Consider the following 19,744-nt stretch of genomic DNA (forward strand, 5'->3'; position numbering starts at 1 on the left):
CCACCTCGATCGGCTCACTCCTCGTCCGCGTCCGGATACGGAATCTCGAGTTTCTGGCCGTCTTCGGGGACGAAGACCTCGCCGTCGAACACCTCGCGGGCCTCCGCGAGGTGATCGTCCGTGTACCCCGCGTACCGCGAGGACAGGTGCATCAGCGCCAGCCGCTTCGCACCGGCCCGGTTGGCGATCTCGGCGGCCTGTCGGGCCGTCGCGTGGGCCGTCTTCGCCGCGCGGTCGGCCCGATCCTCGGCGAAGGTCGCGTCGTGGATCAGCAGGTCCGGCTCGTCGGCGACCTCGATCGTCGCCGCCGTCGGTCGGGTGTCGCCCGTGTAGACGATCGTCCGGCCCGGCCGCGGATCGCCGACGACCTGCTCGGGTTCGACGACGGTGCCGTCCTCGAGCTCGACGGGGTTGCCCTCGTGGAGTTCGGAGAACTTCGGGCCGACCGGGACGCCGAGTTCCTCGGCGCGGTCACGGTCGAACCGGCCCTTGCGGTCGTCCTCGACGAGGGCGTAGCCGACCGACCGGGCGTCGTGGTCGGTGCCGAACGCGCGGACCTCGTACTCGTCGGCGCGGTAGGCGACGTCGCCGTCGCCGACCTCGTTGATCCGCACCGGAAACGCGGGGTCGTTGTCGAGGGCGTTCACGAGCGACTCGAGTTTCCGTCGCGTGCCGCGTGGCGTGTGGATCGCCAGGGGCTCCTCGCGGTCGTTGAAGTCCATCGTCTGGAGCAGCCCCGGAATCCCGAGGACGTGATCGCCGTGGAGGTGCGTGACGAACAGGTGCGAGACTGAAAAGCCGGTCCCGAAGCGCATCATCTGGCGCTGGGTGCCCTCGCCGGCGTCGAACAGCAACTCCTCGCCCTCGCGGGAGACGAAGATCCCGCTCGGATTCCGCTCGGTCGTCGGAATCGCCCCGGCCGTCCCCAGAAACGTCACGCGCAGTGGCATCGGCTCGGTATCGGGCCGGGACAAGTATACCGGCTTCGAATTTCGAATCGGAACGACGCCGTCGGACGCGTTCGCGGCGCTGATCCGATCGGACGCGCGGCGTCATCGGTCGACGGTCCGCAGCCGTGGTCGGCCGTCGGTAGTCGTCGATCGGTGCGCGCAACCGCGCCGGTGCACGATCGGCAGACGAAGTCAATGTTTACATCGATGCGCCACTAATCGCCGACTACTGCGATCCGCCGTCCGACGGGACCGTCGGGGCCAGAGTCACAATGAGTTCGAGATCGACATTCGGCACGATCAAGCGTATCGTTGCAATTTTGATCGCGATCACGGTCGTGCTCGCCGCGGGGATACTCGTCGGGCAGGCTCCGACCCTCTTTGGCGTCGAGGAGAATCCGGAGGCGTCGATCACGTTCAAGGACCAACAGGGCAACGGGTCGAGCGTCACGATCGACTCGGTCACGCTCTCGGAGGGCGGCTTCGTCGTCATCACCGACGGCGGCGCGGAGCCCATCGCCGTCTCCGACTACCTGAGTGAGGGGAGCCACGAGAACGTCACCGTGGAACGCGAGGAGGGCGCGAATCGAGAGCTCGTCGGCCAGCTGACGGCGACGGCCCACCGGGACACCGACGACGACGAGACGTACACGTACGCGGAAAGCGACGGCGAGGAAGATCGCCCTTACCTCGAGGACGGGTTCCCGGTCAGCGACACCGCCACGGTGACGACCCCCGAGAAGCAGGGGCTGAGCAACTCCTTCGTCGTCGAGTCCGTCGACGCGCCGGCGTCGGCGACGACCAACGAGACGGTCGAGGTCACCGCGGAGATTCGGAACCCGACCGAGTTCACCACCCAACAGAACGTCGAGGTCCGCCTCGACGGGGCCGTGCTCGAGCGCCAGCTCCTGGAACTCGAGGCCGAGGAGACCCGGAACGTGACCTTCCAGATCGACGGCAGCGAGGTCTCTCCCGGCGAACACACCCTCGGCGTCTATACCGACGCCGACGGGAAGCTCGAGGAGATCGACTTCGAGTTCCACACGGAGCCGGCCGTCAACGTGACGAACACGAACGAGAGCGCCCGCGAGGTGACCGTCGACGTCGCGATCCCCGCGGACGGATTCGTGGCCGTCGAGGACCCGGCCGACAACGCCACTGGCGACGACGCCGAAAACCGCAGTTTCGTCGGCACGAGCGCCGTCCTCACGCCGGGCGAACACGAGAACGTCACCGTCTCCCTCGAGGAGTCCGTCGACGCCGACGAGGAACTCGTCGCCGTCCTCTACGAGGGCGACCCCGCCGACAACGCCTCGGCGACGCCGATCGAGCGCGGCGGCGAGCCCGTCGAGACGACGTTTACGCTGGCGGACGGGGAGGTCGAGCCGACGGGCGACGGCGGCGACGGCGCCGCTGGGAACGAAAGCGACGCCGAAGCCGACGCCCGCAACCAGTCGGCAGACGGCGGCGTCGTGAGCGTCGAACCGGCCGGCGGGTAACCGAACCGCACGACCGCGACCGGCGGATCGAACAATCGACCGATTCTTACCCGCGCCGCTCCTACCGGCTGTCGATGGACGCGCCGCTGTGGACCGATACGCACGCTCCCGAGCTGGCGGAGTTACCGCAGGACGACGTCCGCGAGTACCTCGAGCGGGCCGTCGACGAACCGATCAACCTCCTGCTGCAGGGACCGCCCGGCAGCGGGAAAACGGCGGCGGCGCGGGCGCTCGCTCGCGAGGCCCACGCGGACCCGGACAACGACCTGATCGAGATCAACGTCGCCGACTTCTTCGGCCGGACGAAGACCGAGATCAAGAACGATCCCCGGTTCGCGCAGTTCCTCGTCGGCCGCTCCTCGATGTCCAAGCGCGACATGATCAACCGCGTGCTCAAGGAGTCGGCGAGCTACTCGTCGGTCTCGGGCGACTACAAGACGATCCTGCTGGACAACGCCGAGGACGTCCGCGAGGACTTCCAGCAGGCCCTGCGCCGGATCATGGAGCAACACCACCGGACGACCCAGTTCATCGTCGCCACCCGACAGCCCACCAAGCTGATCCCGCCGATCCGCTCGCGGTGTTTCCCCGTCTCCGTCCGGTCGCCGACGACCGACGAGACCGTCGCTGTCTTAGAGCGCATCCTCGAGGCCGAGGACGTCGAATACGACGATGACGGCCTCGAGTTCGTCGCGAACTACGCGGACGGCAACCTCCGGCAGGCGATCCTGGGCGCGCAGACGACCGTCGAGGATGCGGGCGAACTGACGATGAACGCGGCCTACGAGACGCTCGGCGAGGTCGGACTGGACGACGAGATCGAATCGATGCTCGACGACGCCGAGGCCGGCGAGTTTACCGACGCTCGGAGCGCGCTCGACGACCTGCTCGTCGACGAGGGGCTGGACGGCGAGGAGGTACTCGACGAGATCCTGCGGATCGCCCGCAAGCGGTACCAGGGGGAGAAGCTCGCTCGTGTCCACCGGCTCGCGGCCGACGTCGAGTTCGAACTTCACGAGGGGACGAGCGACCGGATCCACGTCTCGCACCTGCTGGCGGAGTTAGGGCGGGACGCTTGATCGACGCATCGTGCTAATCGTATCGGGCCCATGTTTCTCGAGCGCAGTACAAGTATAATCGAGTGAGTCGGATAGCCAGGACGAAGCGGCACTCACGAATTCGGCGAGTCCGCCGTCACCTGATATCGGCTCTCGAGCCGCGCCATCGCAGCCGGCCTGCAGACGTACAGAAGTCCGATGATGAGGCAGAAACCGCCGGTGACGATCGTCTCGAGCCATCCCAGCGCGCCGGCGCCGTACCCCGCTAGTCCGAGGCCGACGATGCCGACGCCCGCGGTCGGCACGAAGACGCCGAACGCGCGCCTCGAGAGGGAGACGTACCGGGAAAGAACGAGCGCGAGCGCGAACAGGAGTCCGACGGTGAAGGTGATCGCCAGTTCGGGGTCCAGCCACCGCTCGCCGGCGGGGGTCAACAGGGACAGCGCCGCCGCGGTGATCGCCAGACAGGCTAACAAGGCCAGCCCGTCCCGGGCGTAGCGATCTCGCCAGCGGGTTTTCGAGACGTACGCGTAGCCGAGCCACAGACAGAGGACGGCGATCCCACTGAGCCCCCGAACCGCCTCCCGAATCGACATCGCGTCCGCGAGCGTCCGGAACGCGAGTCCGAAGACGATCGCGGCGACGAGCCCGTAGCAGAGGAGGCGGGCCCACCGAGGAGGGTCGGGAATCTGCGCGTCTCGAGCCATACGACCGCCTCCGGGTGCCGTCCGAAAAGGTCATTCGATCCACACGTCGGGGCCGTTTTCTTCACGCAGTCGTGCGAACACCTCCGCATGCCGAGCGTCCTCGAGACTCGCATCACGAACCGTTTTCGTGTCCAGCCGAACCACGCGAACAACAACGAGTCGCTCCACGGCGGCAACCTGATGAAGTGGCTCGACGAGGTCGGCGCGATGTCGGCGATGCGCTTCGCCGGCGAGACCTGCGTCACTGCGCGGGTGAACCAACTGAACTTCGAGCGGCCGATCCGGATCGGCGACACGGCGCTCGTCGAGGCGTACGTCTACGACGAGGGCCGAACCAGCGTCCACGTGGCGCTGCGGGCCTGGCGCGAGGAACCGCGCAGCGGCGAGACCGAGAAGACGACCGCGTCCTCGTTCACCTTCGTCGCGATCGACGGCGACGGCGACCCCGTCCCGGTCCCCGACCTAACGGTCGAGAGCGACGAGGGAGCGGCGCTTCGGGAGCGCGCGCTCGAGGCCGATTACTGAAGCCGATCGAATCGGTCCGTTACAGGTCCTCGGCCCACTCCGCGGGGAGGACGCGGAGCAGGCCGTCGGATGCGAGCTCGTCCGTCGTAACGAACAGAATACCATCGCCGCCGTTGACGGCGGTGCCGCCGCCGAACACCTCGTCCCAATGGTCGAGGACGGTGTCGGGGATCGGTAGCTCGCGGGCGTCCTCGCCGATCTCGCTGCTGGCGACGTACCGCACTCCGTCGCGGCCCGCGAGACCGTCGTAGTTCAGCGAGACCAACACCCCGTCGTCGCGGTCGCGGATCCCCCAGAACGCCTCGGTCGAGTGAGCCAGAAAGCCCTGGTTGAACGCCCGCTGCGGCGCCGGGACCTCCCGGCTCTGCCTGTCGAAGGCGGCCTCGCCCAGCCGATCGATCTCCTCGGTCTCGGGGAGATCGCCGACGCCGGTGCCCTCTTCGGCCGTCGTCTGGTCGCCCGTCCCTTCCACGCCACCGGCATCCGCCGTTTCGCGCCCGGTCGCCTCCGCGAGATCCTCGGCGTCGACGCCGGTGTCGGCGATTTCGCGCCGATCGACCGATTCCGACTCGGCGTCGGCTTCGGATTCGGACTCGAGCCCCGATCCCGCGTCCTCGACGTCCGGTGACGTGTCCGCGACGTCCGCGGCCGCATCGCCGGCAGCGCGGTCGGTCGCTCCGACGCCGCCGGCCTCGTCGGCGACCGCACCGACGTCGGGCCGGGTGTCTACCACGTCGGTTTGCGCGACGTTGGACTCCGCGCCGCGGCTGCGGGACCGCCGCTGGTCGAGCGCCGCTCCGATGAACCCGGCTCCCAAGACGAGGCCGGCGAGGCCGCGCTCGTGCTCGCCGGCCAGGAGCGCACGAATACCGCCGAGGAGGCCTGCCCCGCCGATGAGTGCCGTCACTGCGCCCGATTCGACGGCGCGCTGGAGAAAGGACGCCGCCCTCGAGACGTATTCGCGGCCGCTGCTCGCCGTCGCCCGCGCGGTATCGACCGCTGACTCCGATCCGGATCGTACGCTGGTGTCGGTCTGGTTCACACTGCCTCATTCGTTCGCGAGGCACAAATCCCCACTGTCGTCGTATACATACCGTATAGAATTCGCACCCCAATTGCCGCCGAATAGACGCTCTCATTCAGCGATCTCAGCAAACCGCAATACCTTATCGCTACTCGAGCACCAGCACGTACCGCGTCAGCGACCGGTGGACGCGCCGCTCGAACGACGCCGCGAGTTCCCAGCCGGCTACTCGAGCACCAGCACGTACCGCGTCAGCGACCGGTGGACGCGCCGCTCGAACGACGCCGCGAGTTCCCAGCCGGCTTCCCGAGCCTCGCTCGTCCACGACCGGTCGGCGACGACGACGGCCCGCGAGCCGACGCGGCAGGCCTCGGCGAGCGCGCCGGCGACTAAGTCCTCGAGGCGGTGGGTGTCGATCTTCGACTGGCGGCCGTAGGGCGCGTCGAAGACCACGCCGTCGACCGCGTCGTCCGCGAGCGGGAGCCGGGTGGCGTCGCCGCGGCCCACGTGCCACGCGCCGCGGTCGACGCCGGTCGGCGAGGGCTCGTCCGCGTCGAGGAAGTGCGCGAGGTTCTCGCGGGCCCCTTCGGCCATCTTCCGCTGGGCGTCGGTGCCGATCACGTCCGCCCCGACGAGGCCGGCCTCGACGAGGACGCCGCCGGTGCCGCACATGGGATCCAGTATCGTGCGCCCGGGGCGCGCGCCCGCGACGTTTGCGACCGCGCGGGCCAGCAGCGGGTCCATGCTGCCGGGCTGGAAGAAGGGTTTGTCCGTCGGCGCGCGAGTCCCGAAATCGCGGACGCTCTCGGCCGCGAGCCAGCCGAGGGCACAGACCGAGACGCGGTCGCCGCCTCGAGCGTCGGATTCGTCGCGCGCCGCGGAATCGTCCACGGCGTCAGCCGCGCCCTCGAGTCGCCCCTCGGAAAACGCGACCCGCAGCAGGTGATCGGGGGCCTCGAGATCCACCGAGAAGCCGCGATCGACCAGGACCTGACCGAGTTCCCGTTCGGCCTGCTCAGTGCTGATACCGGTCGAGCCGTGGACGTCGGTCGCCCGCACCGCGACCGTCGCGTCGCGGTCCCGGTCGATCGAGGCCGCCTCGAGCAGCGCGCGGGCGCTCTCGACGTCGGCGTCGGTCCGGCCGATCAGTTCGCTCGCGCGGTGGGTGTACGCGAGGCCGCGGACGCGCTCGGGAGCGATCCCGCGCGCGACGGCGAGGCCCGGCGCGACCCGTCGCACGCCGGTCGCGGCGCTTGTCGCCTCGCAGGCCGCGAACGCGTCGTCCTCGCCGCCGAGCTCGAGCAGGTACACGGACGGCTATCGCCGCGGGGCGAGTATGAGCCTACCGCTTCGGGCGAACCGTCGCGTTCATCGCGGTGCTGACAAAACGGCGCGAGCGGCCGCCTGCGGAACGTATTCGGTTCGGTGACCGTCGAACGAACCGGATATATCATGCGGCGGCACCAACCTTTATAAGCCTTAAATACGTCTTTTTAAGCGACTAATGACGGATCCGAAGGACACCATCAACATCGAAAACGTGGTGGCGTCGACCGGTATCGGCCAGGAACTCGACCTCCAGAGCGTCGCGATGGACCTCGAGGGGGCCGACTACGACCCCGAGCAGTTCCCCGGGCTGGTCTACCGAACCCAAAACCCCAAATCCGCCGCACTGATCTTCCGATCGGGGAAGATCGTCTGTACCGGCGCGAAGAGCACCGACGACGTTCACGAGAGCCTGCGCATCGTCTTCGACAAGCTCCGCGAGCTCCAGATTCAGGTCAACGAGGACCCCGAGATCGTCGTTCAGAACATCGTCACGTCGGCCGACCTGGGCCGCAACCTCAACCTGAACGCGATCGCCATCGGCCTCGGCCTCGAGAACATCGAGTACGAGCCCGAGCAGTTCCCGGGGCTGGTCTACCGCCTCGACGACCCCGAGGTCGTCGCCCTGCTGTTCGGGTCGGGCAAGCTCGTCATCACCGGCGGCAAGAAGCCCGAGGACGCCGAACACGCCGTCGACAAGATCGTCTCCCGACTCGAGGACCTCGGCCTGCTCGAGTAACGCCGTCTCCGGCGTTCGTTCGCGACGCTCGAGTGTCGACGCCGTCGATACGAATACCGGTCGCCGCTCGATTCCCCGTCGACGGGACGCCTCGAGCCCCTCGTTTCTCGACGCGACCGACTCGCCCGCGCGGCCGATTGCTCTCCATTCCGACGGGTCCCTCGTCTCGCCGGCCGACCGTTGACGGACCCGCCCGGCGTACGGCGACGGAAGGGAAATGCAACCGCTGTTCCTCCTCGCGGGATTCGCACTGCTCGTCGCGGCGATCGTGGACATCATCTGGACGACGCTCTGGGTCGACGGCGGCTCCGGGCCGCTCTCGTCCCGACTGACGACGATCGTCTGGCAGGGGCTACGACGCGTCAGTAGCGATCAGTCGCGGGTGCTCAGCCTGGCCGGGCCGCTCATCCTCACGTTGACCCTCGCGATGTGGATCGGGCTGCTGTGGCTCGGCTGGACGTTCGTGTTCGCCAGCAGTCCGGTCTCGCTGCTCAGCACGCGAACCGGCGTGCCCGCTGACTGGCCGGGCCGGTTCTACTACGTCGCGTACACGATGTTCACCGACGGTAACGGCGACTACACGCCGACGAGGGACGTCTGGGAGATCGCCAGTTCGTTCACGACGGCGACCGGCATGGCCTTCGTCACGCTCGGGATTTCCTACATCGTCGCAGTGATCGGTGCGGTTTCCGAGAAGCGGTCGTTCGCCAGCGACGTCACCGGCCTCGGCGAACGGAGCGAGGCGTTCGTCCGGGCGAGCTGGTCCGGCGACGACGAGCGGTTCCGCGGCGTCGAGCTCCCCCTCGAGTCGCTCTCGTCGGATCTCTCCCTGCTCGCGGACCAGCACAGGTCCTACCCCATCCTCCACTACTACCACAGCGAGCGCGAGAAACGCGCGTCGGCGATGGCCGTCCCCATCCTCGACGAGGCGCTGACGATCTATCGGCACGGTATCCCCGACGACGAAGGACCGAACCCGACGCTCGTCGAGGACGCCCGCTCGAGCGTCCAGAGCTACCTCGACACGCTCGATACGGCCTTCATCGATCCCGCGGACGAGGTACCGCCCGCCCCCGACCTCGATCGGGTTCGCGAGGACGACATTCCGACCGTATCGGACCAGGAGTTCGCCGACGCGCTCGCGGACCTCACCGAACGCCGTCGGAAGCTACAGGCGATCGTGAACGCCGACGCCTGGCACTGGCCGCCGGTCGATCGCGACGAGGACGAGAACGAGAACGAGGACTGAGTCGGGGGTCACGACTGGGAGTCGTCCAGTGCCGTCAGATACGACCGGCCGTCCTCGGTGATCACGTACACGTCGCTCGAGATCCGTCGAACGTAGCCGTCGGCCCGAAGGTCGTCACAGTACTGGGTGACGGTCAGCGGATGCGCGTCGAGTGCCGCCGCGAGGCGTGTAACGCGTATCGGTCCGCGCTCCTCGAGGAGCGCGAGCAGCGCTCGATCCGAACAGCCGGTCATGGCGTGATAACGATTAACACATCATCGGTCGGTATAGTAGTTTTGCCGCACGAGAACGCGATACGCCGAGCCGACGATACTGCGCGTCGTCAGCGAGCGGCGGTGGCTCAGTCCGATACTCGACCGGTCGCTCCGCCCTACTCGACCAACCGCTCGACCTCAGCCTACTCGACCAACCGCTCGATCTCGGTCACGAGGATGTCGCTCGCGCCCGCCTTCTTCACCTCGGTGATCGTCTCGAAGACGTCGCGTTCGTCGACGACCGCGTGGACGGCGACCTTCCCCGTCTCGCCGTTCTCGTCGGCGATGTCCATCACCGTCGGCCCGCCCATGCCCGGAATCACGTCGCGGACGGCCTCGAGCCGATCCTCGGGAACGTTCATCATCAGGTACCGCTTCCCTTCGGCCTGCTTGACCGAGGCCAGCGCCGTCCGGACCTCCTCGACCTTCGGCTCCTCGAGGACGTCCTCGCGGCCGAACAGTCGGACCGAACTGGCCAGGACCTCCTCGACGACGGCCAGCCGGTTCATCTTCAGCGTCGTGCCGGTGCTGGTGATGTCGACGATGGCGTCGGCCATCTCGACGTGCGGGGTGAGTTCCGTCGCGCCCGAGACCTCGACGATGTCGGGATCGACGCCGGCGTCGGCGAAGAAGTCGGCCGTGATGTTCGGGAACTCCGTGGCGACGGTGCCGCCCTCGAGGTCGGCGACCGACTCGATGTCGCCGTCTTCGGGCGCGGCGAGGACGAGGCGACAGCGGCCGAACTCGAGGTCGAGCAGTTCGTCGACGTTGTCGACGCGGGCCTCCCGGACCTGATCGTAGCCCGTGATGCCGAGGTCGGCCGCACCGTCGGCGACGTACTCCGGGATGTCCGCCGCGCGGGCGAAGAGGACGGAGACGTCGGGGTCGACGGTGTCGGCGTAGAGTTTGCGGTCGGCACCGTTCTCGAGGTGCAGTCCCGCCCGCTCTAGGAGGTCGATCGTCGGCTCGTGCAGGCGGCCCTTGTTGGGAACGGCGATTCGCATTAGCCGCACCTTCGAGGGCGGTCGGGAACTGTCTTTTCATCCCGGCGAGGGGCCGATCGGTCGGCCGGCGACTCGACGCGAACTCTGAGAGGGAATTGGATACTCGGCTGAAACGTCGGATTCAATGAGACGAGTTCTCGGAATTACAGTTCTGCGGAACCTATTTATTCACAGACTGCACTGGATTTAACGATGCGACTCTCCACGGGAGTCCCGGGGTTCGACGAGTTAGTCGACGGCGGGCTGTTGCGGGATCGCCTCTACGTCGTGAGCGGCCCGCCGGGGAGCGGGAAGACGACGTTTTGCGCCCAGTTTCTCGCCAAGGGCGCCTTTAACGGCGAGACGGGACTGTACGTGAGCATGCACGAGTCCGAGCGGGAACTCGTCGCGGACATGTCGTCGTTCCAGTTCGGCTTCGATCAGGCCGTCAACTCGGGGCAGATGAAGTTCATGGACGTCTTCTCGAGCGAGACGAAGCGATTCCTCTCCTCGTCCTCGCGCGGCGGCAGCGAGGGGCCCGACAACGTGGAGAACCTCGCGAACAAGCTCGTTTCCTACGTCGAATCGAACGGCGTCGACCGGGTCGTCGTCGACTCGACGATGCTGCTCGAGTACTACTTCTCCGAGGCGGTCGACGAACTAGTCACGTTCCTGACGAAGCTCAAGCGCGCCGACGCGACGGTGCTCGTCGTCTCCGAGATGACCGATCCGACCTCCTACTCGGACGGCCACTACCTCGCCCACGGCGTCGTTTTCATGCACAACTACCTCGAGTCGGGCGGGATGACCCGCGGACTCCAGCTCATCAAGATGCGTGGCACCGAGATCGACTGCGACATCCGTCCACTCGAGTTCACGGATCGCGGCCTCCGGGTCCACCCGAACGAGAAGATCCAGTCCTGACCACAACGATGTACGAACGAACCTTCGGCACCAACTGGGACACCCTCGAGGACCGCGAGGAGGCGCTGCACCGCGCGTTCGCGCTCGGCGTCGCCGAGGCGCTCGGCGAGGGCCACCCCGACGAACGCGAGCGACTCGCCGACGCGGTCGAGACGGCCTACGATCGCCGGTTCCTCGACCTGGCGTACCGAAAGGGACGGCAGCGCGTCCGGCAACTCGACCCGGAGGTCGACGACGGCCAACAGCTCCGAAAACGCTTAGCCGACGAACTCACCGACCTCACGCCGTTGGTCGCACCACACGGCGATCCGGAATCGGACGAAGATGACGAGGAAGACGGCGACCGCAGCGGCCTCCCGACCTCCCTGCAGGGGTATCGGATCGATACGCTGCCGGACGACAGCACCGAGCGCGTCCGGCGGCCGAGCTTTCTCGAGCGAGACCAACCGTAGACCGCTCGGGACGGACCGCCGAGCGATCACTCCGACCCGTCTTCGCCGTCGTTCTCGTTCACCTCGTCGCCCTCGAGGTCCGCACCGGGAAGCCGGCGAACCGACTGCAGCCATCGTTCTTTCGCCATTTGCCCGGGGGCGAGCGGATCGTACACGAGGTCGCCGGCCGTACCGAGGTGGTCTCCGTCCCTCCCGGTCTTCCATCGCCACAGGCCGACGACCATTGCGAGTACCACGAACGCAAAAAAGACGGCTACCGGGACCCTGGCGGGACGGTCGGTTCCGACCATCGAAACGAGGAACAGTACGAGCATGCTCAGCGTGACCGCGTAGAGAAGGTACACGATCGATTTGCCCGATATTTTGACCGTCTTCTCCATACGTGCGAAAATTACGGGATCGTCGTCCCGCCGGCCCCTGCGAGTCGATCGGCGAACAGGAACTCCAAGAGCGTCGTCGTCACGTAAGCCTCGACGAACGCCGCCAGCACCAGCAGCAGCCAGCCGAAGGCGATCACGGCGGCGGTGCGCGCGAGGTACGCCTTCGTGAAGAAGGCGTCCCGGGAGCCGATGAGTCGCTCCCCGAACCGGTAGACGATCCGGAAGCCGACGCCGGCGGCGATAAACAGCGCGGGGAGTTCGAAGATACCGTGCGGTGCCAGCCCGACGAGGATGTAGTCGATGCCGATGCTCTGGCCGATCGAGGCGCCGATGTTGCCGATGATGACGCCGTTAAAGAGCATCACGAACGCTGTGAACAGGCCGACGGACAGCGCGCCGACGATCGACAGCACGTAGACGCGCGAGTTGTTCATGACGAAAAAGGTCGCCGTGGGTTCGAACGCGCCCGTCTCGTCCTCGAGTTCGGGGAACAGCCCCTCCTCGAACAGTTCGGTGAGCATCTCGAGCAGGTCGTAGCCGGCGAGCAGCAGCGCGATGCCGCCGACGGTGCCGAGCGCGAACAGGCCGGTCGCGAACCAGACGGAGCGGCGGTACTCGTCCCAGCCGGCGGCCAGGGCGGCGACAAGCCGCGTCCGCCCGGATCGCGCGGCGAGCCCGACGGCGCCAAAGACGAGGCCGAGTACGCCCGAACCGGCGGCGGGAGTCGGTTCGCCGCGGGTCGCGACGATGACCGCCGCCGTTCCGAACGCCGCCAGTGCGAGCGCCAGCAGCAGGGACGACCAGGTGCGGACGGTGGCCGGATCCGGTTCGGCCCCGGAGCTCGAGGCGGCCGGTGCAGCGCCGGGGTCCGCGCCCGACGGCGCCGTCGTCGGACGTTCGTCGGCGGCGGTCCCCGCGTCCTCGTCGGGCGACGTGCGATCCGTACCGACGCCGTCCCGCTCGTCGGAAACGGCGCGACGCTCGGGTCCAAATTCGAATCCCCCGTCACCGTCTCCGTCCGCCTCCGCATCGCCGTCGGAACCGCGACCGGAGCCGTCGCCGATCGCGCCGTCCTCGGGTCCGTTCATGCCGTCGTGTTGTGCAAAATAGAAGATAAATCCGCCGACCGTTTGCCGGGCCGCAAACCGCTCGAAGGCCGCTCCAGTCGAAACGGTGGCGGGGCGACCGGCCGCGGCCGCTCGAGGCCCGCACCGATCGACCCGGGAATCGACACTATAAGGCCCGGCGGGGCGAAACCACGGTCCATGACGACGCTTTCGATCACCGGCGGCCGGGTGCTGCGACCCGACGCGACGGTGACGCGCGCGGACGTACTGGTCGATCAGGACGCCGGCGAGATCCTCGAGATCGGACCGGACCTCGCGGGCGAGGGCGACGAAACCCTCGACGCCGACGGTTCGCTGGTGACCCCCGGCTTCGTCAACGGCCACTGCCACGTCGCGATGACGCTCCTGCGGGGCTACGCCGACGACAAGCCGCTGGACGCGTGGCTGCAGGAGGACATCTGGCCCGCCGAGGGCGAACTGACCGCCGAGGACGTCCGAATCGGCGCCGAACTCGGCCTCCTCGAGATGATCAAATCCGGCACGACGGCGTTCGCGGACATGTACTTCCACGTTCCCGAGATCGCCGCCGCAGTCGAGGAGGCCGGCGTGCGTGCCCGCCTCGGCCACGGCATCGTCACCGTGGCTAAGGACGAGGCGGGCGCCCGCGCCGACGCCGAGACGAGCCTCGAGATCGCCCGCGAGTACGACGGCGCCGCGGACGGCCGGATCTCGACGGCCTTTATGCCTCACTCGCTGACGACCGTCGGGACGGAGTACCTCGAGGAGTTCGTTCCGAAGGCCCGCGAGGCCGGCGTCCCGATCCACTACCACGCCAACGAGACCGAAGACGAGGTCGCGCCGATCGTCGAGGAGGAAGGCGTCCGGCCGCTCGCCTACGCCGCCGAGCGCGGGATGCTCGAGCCCGAGGACTTCCTCGCCCACGGCGTCCACGTCGACGAGAGCGAGATCGACCTGCTCGCCGAAGCCGGCACGGGCGTGATCCACTGTCCCGCGTCGAACATGAAACTCGCCAGCGGGATGGCACCGGTCCAGCGGATGCGCGAGGCCGGCGTCACCGTCGGCCTGGGAACGGACGGTGCGGCCTCGAACAACGACCTCTCGATGTTGGACGAGGCCCGCGACGCGGCCATGCTCGGCAAGCTCGCCGCCAACGACGCCTCGGCGGTGCCCGCCGAGGCCGTCGCCGAAATGATGACCGCCGGCAGCGCCGACGCGATCGGCCTCGAGAGCGGCCGTCTCGAGGAGGGGGCGCCCGCCGACCTCGCGGTGATCGACCTCGAGAAGGCACACCTTACTCCCCGCCACGATCTCGTGAGCCACCTCGCCTACGCCGCGGCGGCGGCCGACGTGCGCCACACCGTCTGCGACGGGCGAGTACTCATGCGCGACCGCGAGGTGCTCACCCTCGACGAGGCGGCCGTTCGCGAGCGGGCCCAGGAGGCGGCCGCGGCGCTGGCAATCCGGGCCGGCGACGGGGACTGAGGCGACTACGACCACACTGATCGCAGAACGATGATCGAGAACTGAACGTTCAGACGCCTCGATAAACTGTTTAACTTTTTCTGCGGGCGTTTTGGAATCGACGAATCGGTCCGAACTGCCGGCGGGGTTTATTCACGTCATCCTGTATGTCTCGAGCGGATGAGGAACACAAAACCGCTCGCAGTAATGCTGACTGGAGCGTTGCTGCTGTCCGTTCTCTTCGCGGGCGGCGGCATCGCAACGGTCGCCGCGTCGAACGCGTCGGCGAACGAGAGCGTCGATCCGGCGATCAACGTCGCACAGGACGTCGACGCGACCGTGACTGTCACGGACGCGAACGCCGATAACGAACCCGTCGCAGGCGCGACCGTCGACGTGACCCTCGCCGACGGCGAAAACGCCTCGTACGCGGACACGGGCACGTACACCACCGACGAGAACGGAACGGTGACGCTCGACGCCCCGAGCGGCAACGAGAGCGTCGACGTGACGATCACCGCAACGGTCGACGGCAAGAGCGCCACGACGACGGTCACGCTCGAGCCGCTCAGCGAGCTCTCACCCGATAACTTCGGCGCGCTGGTCTCGCAGTTCGTCGAGCAGCAACGCAACGAGACCGACGGACCGCTCGGCCTCGCGGTGGCGGACTTCGTCGTCGAGAACAACCCCGGTAACGCGCCCGATCACGCCGGCCCGCCGGACCACGCCGGTCCGCCGGGTGACGACGATGAGGACGAGAAGCAGGGGCCGCCGGAGCACGCCGGCCAGTCGGACGGCGATGACGATGAGAAGCAGGGGCCGCCCGAGAACGCCGGTCCATCGGACGACGATGACGACAAGAAGCAGGGACCGCCGGAGGACGCTGGTCCGTCGGACGACGATGAATCGGACGACCAGAACGATAGGGACGACAGCGACGAGGAGTCGGGCGACGATGATGACGGCGGAAACAGCGGTAACGGCAACGGAAACGGCGGCGGGCCGCCGGAGAACGCCGGCCCGAACTGAGGAACGAATCCGAACGCGACGATGATCTCGATACCGGTCGACGAAAACCGATCGACCGACGCGCTGTCAATGTCAGAGGCACGTTCCGTCGCCGGTATCGAGCGCGGCGACGCGCACGAACGGCCGCCGAAAACGGGGGCCGCCGTGCGCCGACGTCCGCTCCGATCGACACCCTAAGCGCGGGTACCGTACCCGCACGCCCAACCACCCCCTATCAGCACCCACCAGTTCGCTCTCGCTTTTCGTTTTTATCGACGGTCGCCAGTTGATTCCCGATTTGGTCCTTCGAGCTCCGACGCTCGCCGACGGAACCGGTGTCGTCGGTCCGGTTCGGTAGCGTTTTGGCCCCGGTCCCACTCAGTCGACCCATGACCGAGCTCGATATCGAGAGCGACTATCCGCCGATCAGCGAGCAGCTCGAGGACCTCGAGTCGGCCCAGGAGGAGGGCCGCCGCAAGATGGACTGGGCCGCCCAGCACATGCCCATCCTCGAGTCCGTTCGCGAGGAGTTCGTCGACGACCAGCCCTTCGAGGGCGAGCGCATCGCGATGGCGATGCACGTCGAGGCGAAGACGGCGATGCTGGTCGAGACGCTGGCCGAGGGGGGCGCCGAAGTCGCAGTGACGGGTTGTAACCCGCTCTCGACCCACGACGACGTCTCAGCCGCGCTGGACACCCACGAGAACATCACCAGCTACGCCAAGCGCGGCGTCGACGAGGAGGAGTACTACGCCGCCATCGAGGCCGTCATCGCCCACGAGCCGACGATCACCGTCGACGACGGGATGGATCTCGTCGCCGCGATCCACGAGGACTACCCCGAACTGATCGACGGTATCGTCGGCGGCTGCGAGGAGACCACCACCGGCGTCCACCGCCTGCGCGCGATGGACGCCGACGGCGCCCTCGAGTACCCCGTCTTCGCGGTCAACGACACGCCGATGAAGCGGCTGTTCGACAACGTCCACGGCACCGGCGAGTCCTCGCTGGCCTCGATCGCGATGACCACGAACCTCTCGTGGGCCGGCAAGAACGTCGTCGTGGCCGGCTACGGCTACTGCGGGAAGGGCGTCGCGAAGAAGGCCGCGGGCCAGAACGCGAACGTCATCGTCACCGAGGTCGAGCCCCGCCGCGCCCTCGAGGCCCACATGGAGGGCTACGAGGTCATGCCGATGGACGAGGCCGCCGAGGTCGGCGACGTCTTCCTGACGACGACGGGCAACCGCGACGTCATCGTCGAGGAGCACTTCGAGAAGATGCAGGACGGCGTCCTACTGGCGAACGCGGGCCACTTCGACATCGAGATCGATCTGGACGCGCTGGACGACCTCGCGGTCGACCGCTACGAGGCCCGCGACGGCGTCGAGGCCTACGAGATGGACGACGGTCGGCGACTGAACGTCATCGCCGAGGGCCGCCTCGTGAACCTCGCGGCGCCCGTCTCGCTGGGCCACCCCGTCGAGGTCATGGATCAGAGCTTCGGCGTGCAGGCCGTCTGCGTCCGCGAAATGCTCGAGAACGGCGACGAGTACGGCCCCGGCGTCCACGACGTGCCGGACGAACTGGACAAGGAAATCGCGGAGATCAAACTCGAGGCCGAAGGCGTCGAGTACGATTCGCTGACCGACACCCAGCGCGACTACATGGACAGCTGGGACCACGGGACGTAGATCAACGCGAACCGGGAGCCGTCGCGTATTCTCGTACTCTTCGCCTCCTAGTAAGTCCGAGCTAGTGACTGCAGTGAACGGCCGAAGCGCTGAAAGTAGCCCGCGGAGATATCAAGCCGATGGGTGAACGGTCCGCCGTCGGAACCGAGAAGGCGAACGCGGGCGACGAGAGCGACGGGGTTCCGATCTCGCCGCTGCTCGAGCGGTCGCCGATCGACGCCGACGGCCACCTCGAGGTCGGCGTCTCCGTGGCGGATGCGGGACAGGTCGCGGAGAACGACCTCGACGTCTTTCTCAAGCGGACGCGGCTCTCGCCGGGCAAGCGGATCGAACTGGGGGTCTTCGTCTCCGGACTCGACCGGGTCGACGAGACGGACCTCAGCGTGTTTTACGACGGGGAACGCGACGAACTGATCGATCTCGAGGATCCCGGGATCGTGCGCCGAAGCGCGGGTGAAACGACCCCGGGATCGGCCTCGACCTCAACCTCGACGCCGACCGACCCCGACGCGAACCGGACGGATCCGGAGGGCGAGCAGACCGGGCGCGGTTCGGAGCCGTTCGTCCACCCGACGACCCTCGAACGCGGGGAGCCGGACGCGTACGCGCTCGAGCGGAAGCCGCTCGACGGGACCCGTACGGGCGGGCCGTCGTACATCCTCGAGATCAACACGCGGGCGGCCGCCCCACCGGGGACGTACTCGCTGCCGATCGTCGTCACCTGCCGCTCCGAGAGCGGGATCAAGCAGATCAAGGAGGTCCGAACGGTCCGCGTTCGGTCGCGCCGCGAGCGGTGGCTGCCGTGGCTGGCGGGCCTCGCCGCCGTCGGACTGCTGGCCGCCGTCGGCGTTCGGTATGGACTTGGGATTTTCTGACGGCGGCGTCAGGGCGCGGTGTCGGTCGCGCCGTCCTCGTCGTCTGCGTTGCCAGTGGCCGCGTCGTCGGCGCTCCCACCGTCGGCGTCCGTCGTATCGACGTCCTCGACCGCGAAGACGAGACTCCCGTCGTCGAGGGCGGCGAGCCGAACGCGGACCGGGATCGACTCGCCCGACCGGTGGCGTCCGGTGCAGGTGCCGGTCCACCGCCAGCCGTCGGCGGCCGTCGGAATCGCGGTCGTCTCGAGGTGTGCGACCGCGTCGGCGGCGAAAAAGTCCCGCCACGACCGACCCCGCAGCGTCGCGCGGTCGTAGCCGAACTGCGCCGCGAACCAGCAGTTCGCGGCCGCGAGCCGCCCGTCGGGTGCGGCGATCGCGATCGCGTCCCTGGAGAGTTCGATGGCCGCGAGCAGCCGCGTCGACAGCGCGGCGTGCCGTCGGCGCTCGACGAGCGTACGGATGCGGCGGGCAAGTCGCTCGCGGTCGCGGTCGCGATCCCGGTCACCGCCGGCGTCGGAACCGGAATCGGACTCACGGTCGGCCGCGAGGACGCCGTCCGCTCGAACGACGTCGGCCAACCGGTGCGTCCGAACGGCGTCGAAAACGGCCCGCCGATCGGCGCTGCCCGCCGGTGCGTCCGAGACCACGACCGCCGGGAGCCGCGGATACCGACGCCGAACGGCGTCGAGAACGGCGCCGACGTCCGCGGACGGCGGTCCGGACGCCGGCCGGTCGAGAACGAGACAGTCCGCGTCGGCCAGTCGCTCGAGGAGCGTGGCGGTCGCGGTCGACGTCGAGAACGAGGGGACCGTCCGAATGTCGATTTCGACGCGATCGGGGTCGGCGTCGAGGTTGGGGTTGGGGTCGAAATCCCCGTCGTCGTCATATGCGTCGAGCAACGCCGCCTCGAGTCGGTCCGGCGCTCGCCCGAGCGACGATCGAGGGGTCGCGACGAGCACGGTGATCCGGGCCGGCGTCGGCCGTCCGTCGGAGCCGGGCGCTATCGGCGAGAGATCGGGCAGTGTCATCGGTGGATTCGGATGTCGTCGAACTAGAACTGAGAGGGAGCTTCGCCGCTGTACCGGGCGCCCGTGACGAACCCGGTCGGCGTCCGTTTCGGACGGTTACGCGCACTCATCGTAGATCGTGCTGTCGACGGCGATGACGCCGTCGCTCCGAACTTCGACGCAGTGGCCGTCGTAGCTGAACTGCACCGTCGCCGCGCCGGTCGAGTCGCCCTCGAGGAATCGGTCCAGCGCTTCGGGATCGACGGCGTCGTACAGGGGGTCGAGCTCGAGCGGATCGGTGTCGGTCGCGTCGGCGAGCGCGTCGATGAGCCGGAGACTGGGCGAGTCGTGAGCCGCGTCGAGGGTCGTTTCGGGCATTATAGCCATTCGAAGGGCCGCGGCGGGCATCTTCCTGACCGTTATACACGTTCGGTCGGCGGACGCGAGACGCTATGTGTATAGAAGGCGGCGAGCGGAACGGCTCGGCCGCCCCCGGGACAGTAGCGTGTGCGTGACGGTCACGCTGCGACGTGTATCTATCCGT

The 19,744-nt window shown here is 68.0% G+C and carries 21 protein-coding genes; 11 read left to right on the forward strand and 10 right to left on the reverse strand.

Features of this window, described 5'->3' with window-relative positions; all coding sequences use genetic code 11:
* Positions 1–14: 14 nt before the first annotated feature.
* Positions 15–950, reverse strand: coding sequence for a ribonuclease Z (gene rnz, locus ACYQ26_RS02095; protein ID WP_459806634.1), 936 nt, complete (start codon positions 948–950; stop codon positions 15–17).
* A gap of 272 nt (positions 951–1,222) precedes the next feature.
* Between rnz and ACYQ26_RS02100 the strand changes: the two genes are divergently transcribed.
* Positions 1,223–2,449, forward strand: coding sequence for a DUF7282 domain-containing protein (locus ACYQ26_RS02100; protein WP_459806635.1), 1,227 nt, complete (start codon positions 1,223–1,225; stop codon positions 2,447–2,449).
* A 74-nt stretch (positions 2,450–2,523) separates the two neighbouring features.
* Complete coding sequence (locus ACYQ26_RS02105; protein WP_459806636.1) at positions 2,524–3,528, forward strand: AAA family ATPase; 1,005 nt, start codon at positions 2,524–2,526, stop codon at positions 3,526–3,528.
* 92 nt (positions 3,529–3,620) lie between these two features.
* On the opposite strand, the gene ACYQ26_RS02110 is transcribed toward ACYQ26_RS02105, so the two are convergent.
* Complete coding sequence (locus tag ACYQ26_RS02110; protein ID WP_459806637.1) at positions 3,621–4,214, reverse strand: hypothetical protein; 594 nt, start codon at positions 4,212–4,214, stop codon at positions 3,621–3,623.
* A gap of 87 nt (positions 4,215–4,301) precedes the next feature.
* Between ACYQ26_RS02110 and ACYQ26_RS02115 the strand changes: the two genes are divergently transcribed.
* Positions 4,302–4,739: an acyl-CoA thioesterase gene (locus ACYQ26_RS02115; protein WP_459806638.1), complete on the forward strand. Its 438-nt coding sequence runs from the start codon at positions 4,302–4,304 to the stop codon at positions 4,737–4,739.
* A 19-nt stretch (positions 4,740–4,758) separates the two neighbouring features.
* Here the strand turns inward: ACYQ26_RS02115 and ACYQ26_RS02120 are convergent, their stop codons facing one another.
* Both ACYQ26_RS02120 and ACYQ26_RS02125 read right to left on the reverse strand, forming a co-directional pair.
* On the reverse strand, positions 4,759–5,781 hold the full coding sequence (locus ACYQ26_RS02120; protein WP_459806639.1) for a hypothetical protein: 1,023 nt from the start codon (positions 5,779–5,781) through the stop codon (positions 4,759–4,761).
* Between the two features lie 207 nt (positions 5,782–5,988).
* Positions 5,989–7,074: a TIGR01177 family methyltransferase gene (locus tag ACYQ26_RS02125; RefSeq protein WP_459806640.1), complete on the reverse strand. Its 1,086-nt coding sequence runs from the start codon at positions 7,072–7,074 to the stop codon at positions 5,989–5,991.
* A gap of 193 nt (positions 7,075–7,267) precedes the next feature.
* On the opposite strand from ACYQ26_RS02125, the gene ACYQ26_RS02130 reads away from it, so the two are divergent.
* Together ACYQ26_RS02130 and ACYQ26_RS02135 are read left to right on the forward strand one after the other, a co-directional pair.
* Positions 7,268–7,828 carry a TATA-box-binding protein gene (locus tag ACYQ26_RS02130; RefSeq protein WP_004267580.1) on the forward strand — a complete coding sequence of 187 codons (561 nt, stop codon included), beginning with the start codon at positions 7,268–7,270 and terminating at the stop codon, positions 7,826–7,828.
* Between the two features lie 217 nt (positions 7,829–8,045).
* A complete protein-coding gene (locus tag ACYQ26_RS02135; protein WP_459806641.1) occupies positions 8,046–9,077 on the forward strand; it encodes a potassium channel family protein in 1,032 nt (343 codons plus the stop codon).
* Positions 9,078–9,085: 8 nt separating this feature from the next.
* Here the strand turns inward: ACYQ26_RS02135 and ACYQ26_RS02140 are convergent, their stop codons facing one another.
* Both ACYQ26_RS02140 and hisG read right to left on the reverse strand, forming a co-directional pair.
* Entirely contained in the window at positions 9,086–9,310 is a 225-nt protein-coding gene (locus ACYQ26_RS02140) for a MarR family transcriptional regulator (RefSeq protein WP_459806642.1), read from the reverse strand.
* Positions 9,311–9,474: 164 nt separating this feature from the next.
* A complete protein-coding gene (hisG, locus tag ACYQ26_RS02145; protein WP_459806643.1) occupies positions 9,475–10,335 on the reverse strand; it encodes an ATP phosphoribosyltransferase in 861 nt (286 codons plus the stop codon).
* Between the two features lie 192 nt (positions 10,336–10,527).
* Here hisG and ACYQ26_RS02150 point away from each other — a divergent pair, with 192 nt between their 5' ends.
* Both ACYQ26_RS02150 and ACYQ26_RS02155 read left to right on the forward strand, forming a co-directional pair.
* Positions 10,528–11,238 carry an RAD55 family ATPase gene (locus ACYQ26_RS02150; protein ID WP_459806644.1) on the forward strand — a complete coding sequence of 237 codons (711 nt, stop codon included), beginning with the start codon at positions 10,528–10,530 and terminating at the stop codon, positions 11,236–11,238.
* 8 nt (positions 11,239–11,246) lie between these two features.
* On the forward strand, positions 11,247–11,690 hold the full coding sequence (locus ACYQ26_RS02155) for a DUF8057 family protein (protein ID WP_459806645.1): 444 nt from the start codon (positions 11,247–11,249) through the stop codon (positions 11,688–11,690).
* A 26-nt stretch (positions 11,691–11,716) separates the two neighbouring features.
* Here ACYQ26_RS02155 and ACYQ26_RS02160 read toward each other — a convergent pair whose 3' ends face one another.
* A complete protein-coding gene (locus ACYQ26_RS02160) occupies positions 11,717–12,070 on the reverse strand; it encodes a DUF8000 family membrane protein (protein ID WP_459806646.1) in 354 nt (117 codons plus the stop codon).
* 11 nt (positions 12,071–12,081) lie between these two features.
* Entirely contained in the window at positions 12,082–13,158 is a 1,077-nt protein-coding gene (locus ACYQ26_RS02165) for a stage II sporulation protein M (RefSeq protein WP_459806647.1), read from the reverse strand.
* Positions 13,159–13,335: 177 nt separating this feature from the next.
* Between ACYQ26_RS02165 and ACYQ26_RS02170 the strand changes: the two genes are divergently transcribed.
* The 4 genes from ACYQ26_RS02170 (at position 13,336) to ACYQ26_RS02185 (ending at position 18,193) form a co-directional block, all read left to right on the forward strand.
* The gene (locus tag ACYQ26_RS02170; RefSeq protein ID WP_459806648.1) at positions 13,336–14,640 is read left to right on the forward strand and encodes an amidohydrolase; all 1,305 of its coding nucleotides are present in this window, start codon (positions 13,336–13,338) and stop codon (positions 14,638–14,640) included.
* A gap of 186 nt (positions 14,641–14,826) precedes the next feature.
* Positions 14,827–15,648, forward strand: coding sequence for an Ig-like domain-containing protein (locus ACYQ26_RS02175; RefSeq protein ID WP_459806649.1), 822 nt, complete (start codon positions 14,827–14,829; stop codon positions 15,646–15,648).
* Between the two features lie 368 nt (positions 15,649–16,016).
* Positions 16,017–17,318 (forward strand): adenosylhomocysteinase, encoded by a 1,302-nt coding sequence (locus tag ACYQ26_RS02180; protein WP_459806650.1) that lies wholly within the window; start codon positions 16,017–16,019, stop codon positions 17,316–17,318.
* 119 nt (positions 17,319–17,437) lie between these two features.
* Positions 17,438–18,193: a DUF8164 family protein gene (locus ACYQ26_RS02185; RefSeq protein WP_459806651.1), complete on the forward strand. Its 756-nt coding sequence runs from the start codon at positions 17,438–17,440 to the stop codon at positions 18,191–18,193.
* 8 nt (positions 18,194–18,201) lie between these two features.
* Here ACYQ26_RS02185 and ACYQ26_RS02190 read toward each other — a convergent pair whose 3' ends face one another.
* Entirely contained in the window at positions 18,202–19,221 is a 1,020-nt protein-coding gene (locus tag ACYQ26_RS02190) for a PAS domain-containing protein (RefSeq protein ID WP_459806652.1), read from the reverse strand.
* Positions 19,222–19,317: 96 nt separating this feature from the next.
* Positions 19,318–19,578, reverse strand: a complete 261-nt coding sequence (locus ACYQ26_RS02195; RefSeq protein WP_459806654.1) for a HalOD1 output domain-containing protein — start codon at positions 19,576–19,578, stop codon at positions 19,318–19,320.
* Between the last annotated feature and the right edge of the window lie 166 nt (positions 19,579–19,744).

The sequence above is a fragment of the Halopiger thermotolerans genome (genome assembly GCF_054654555.1).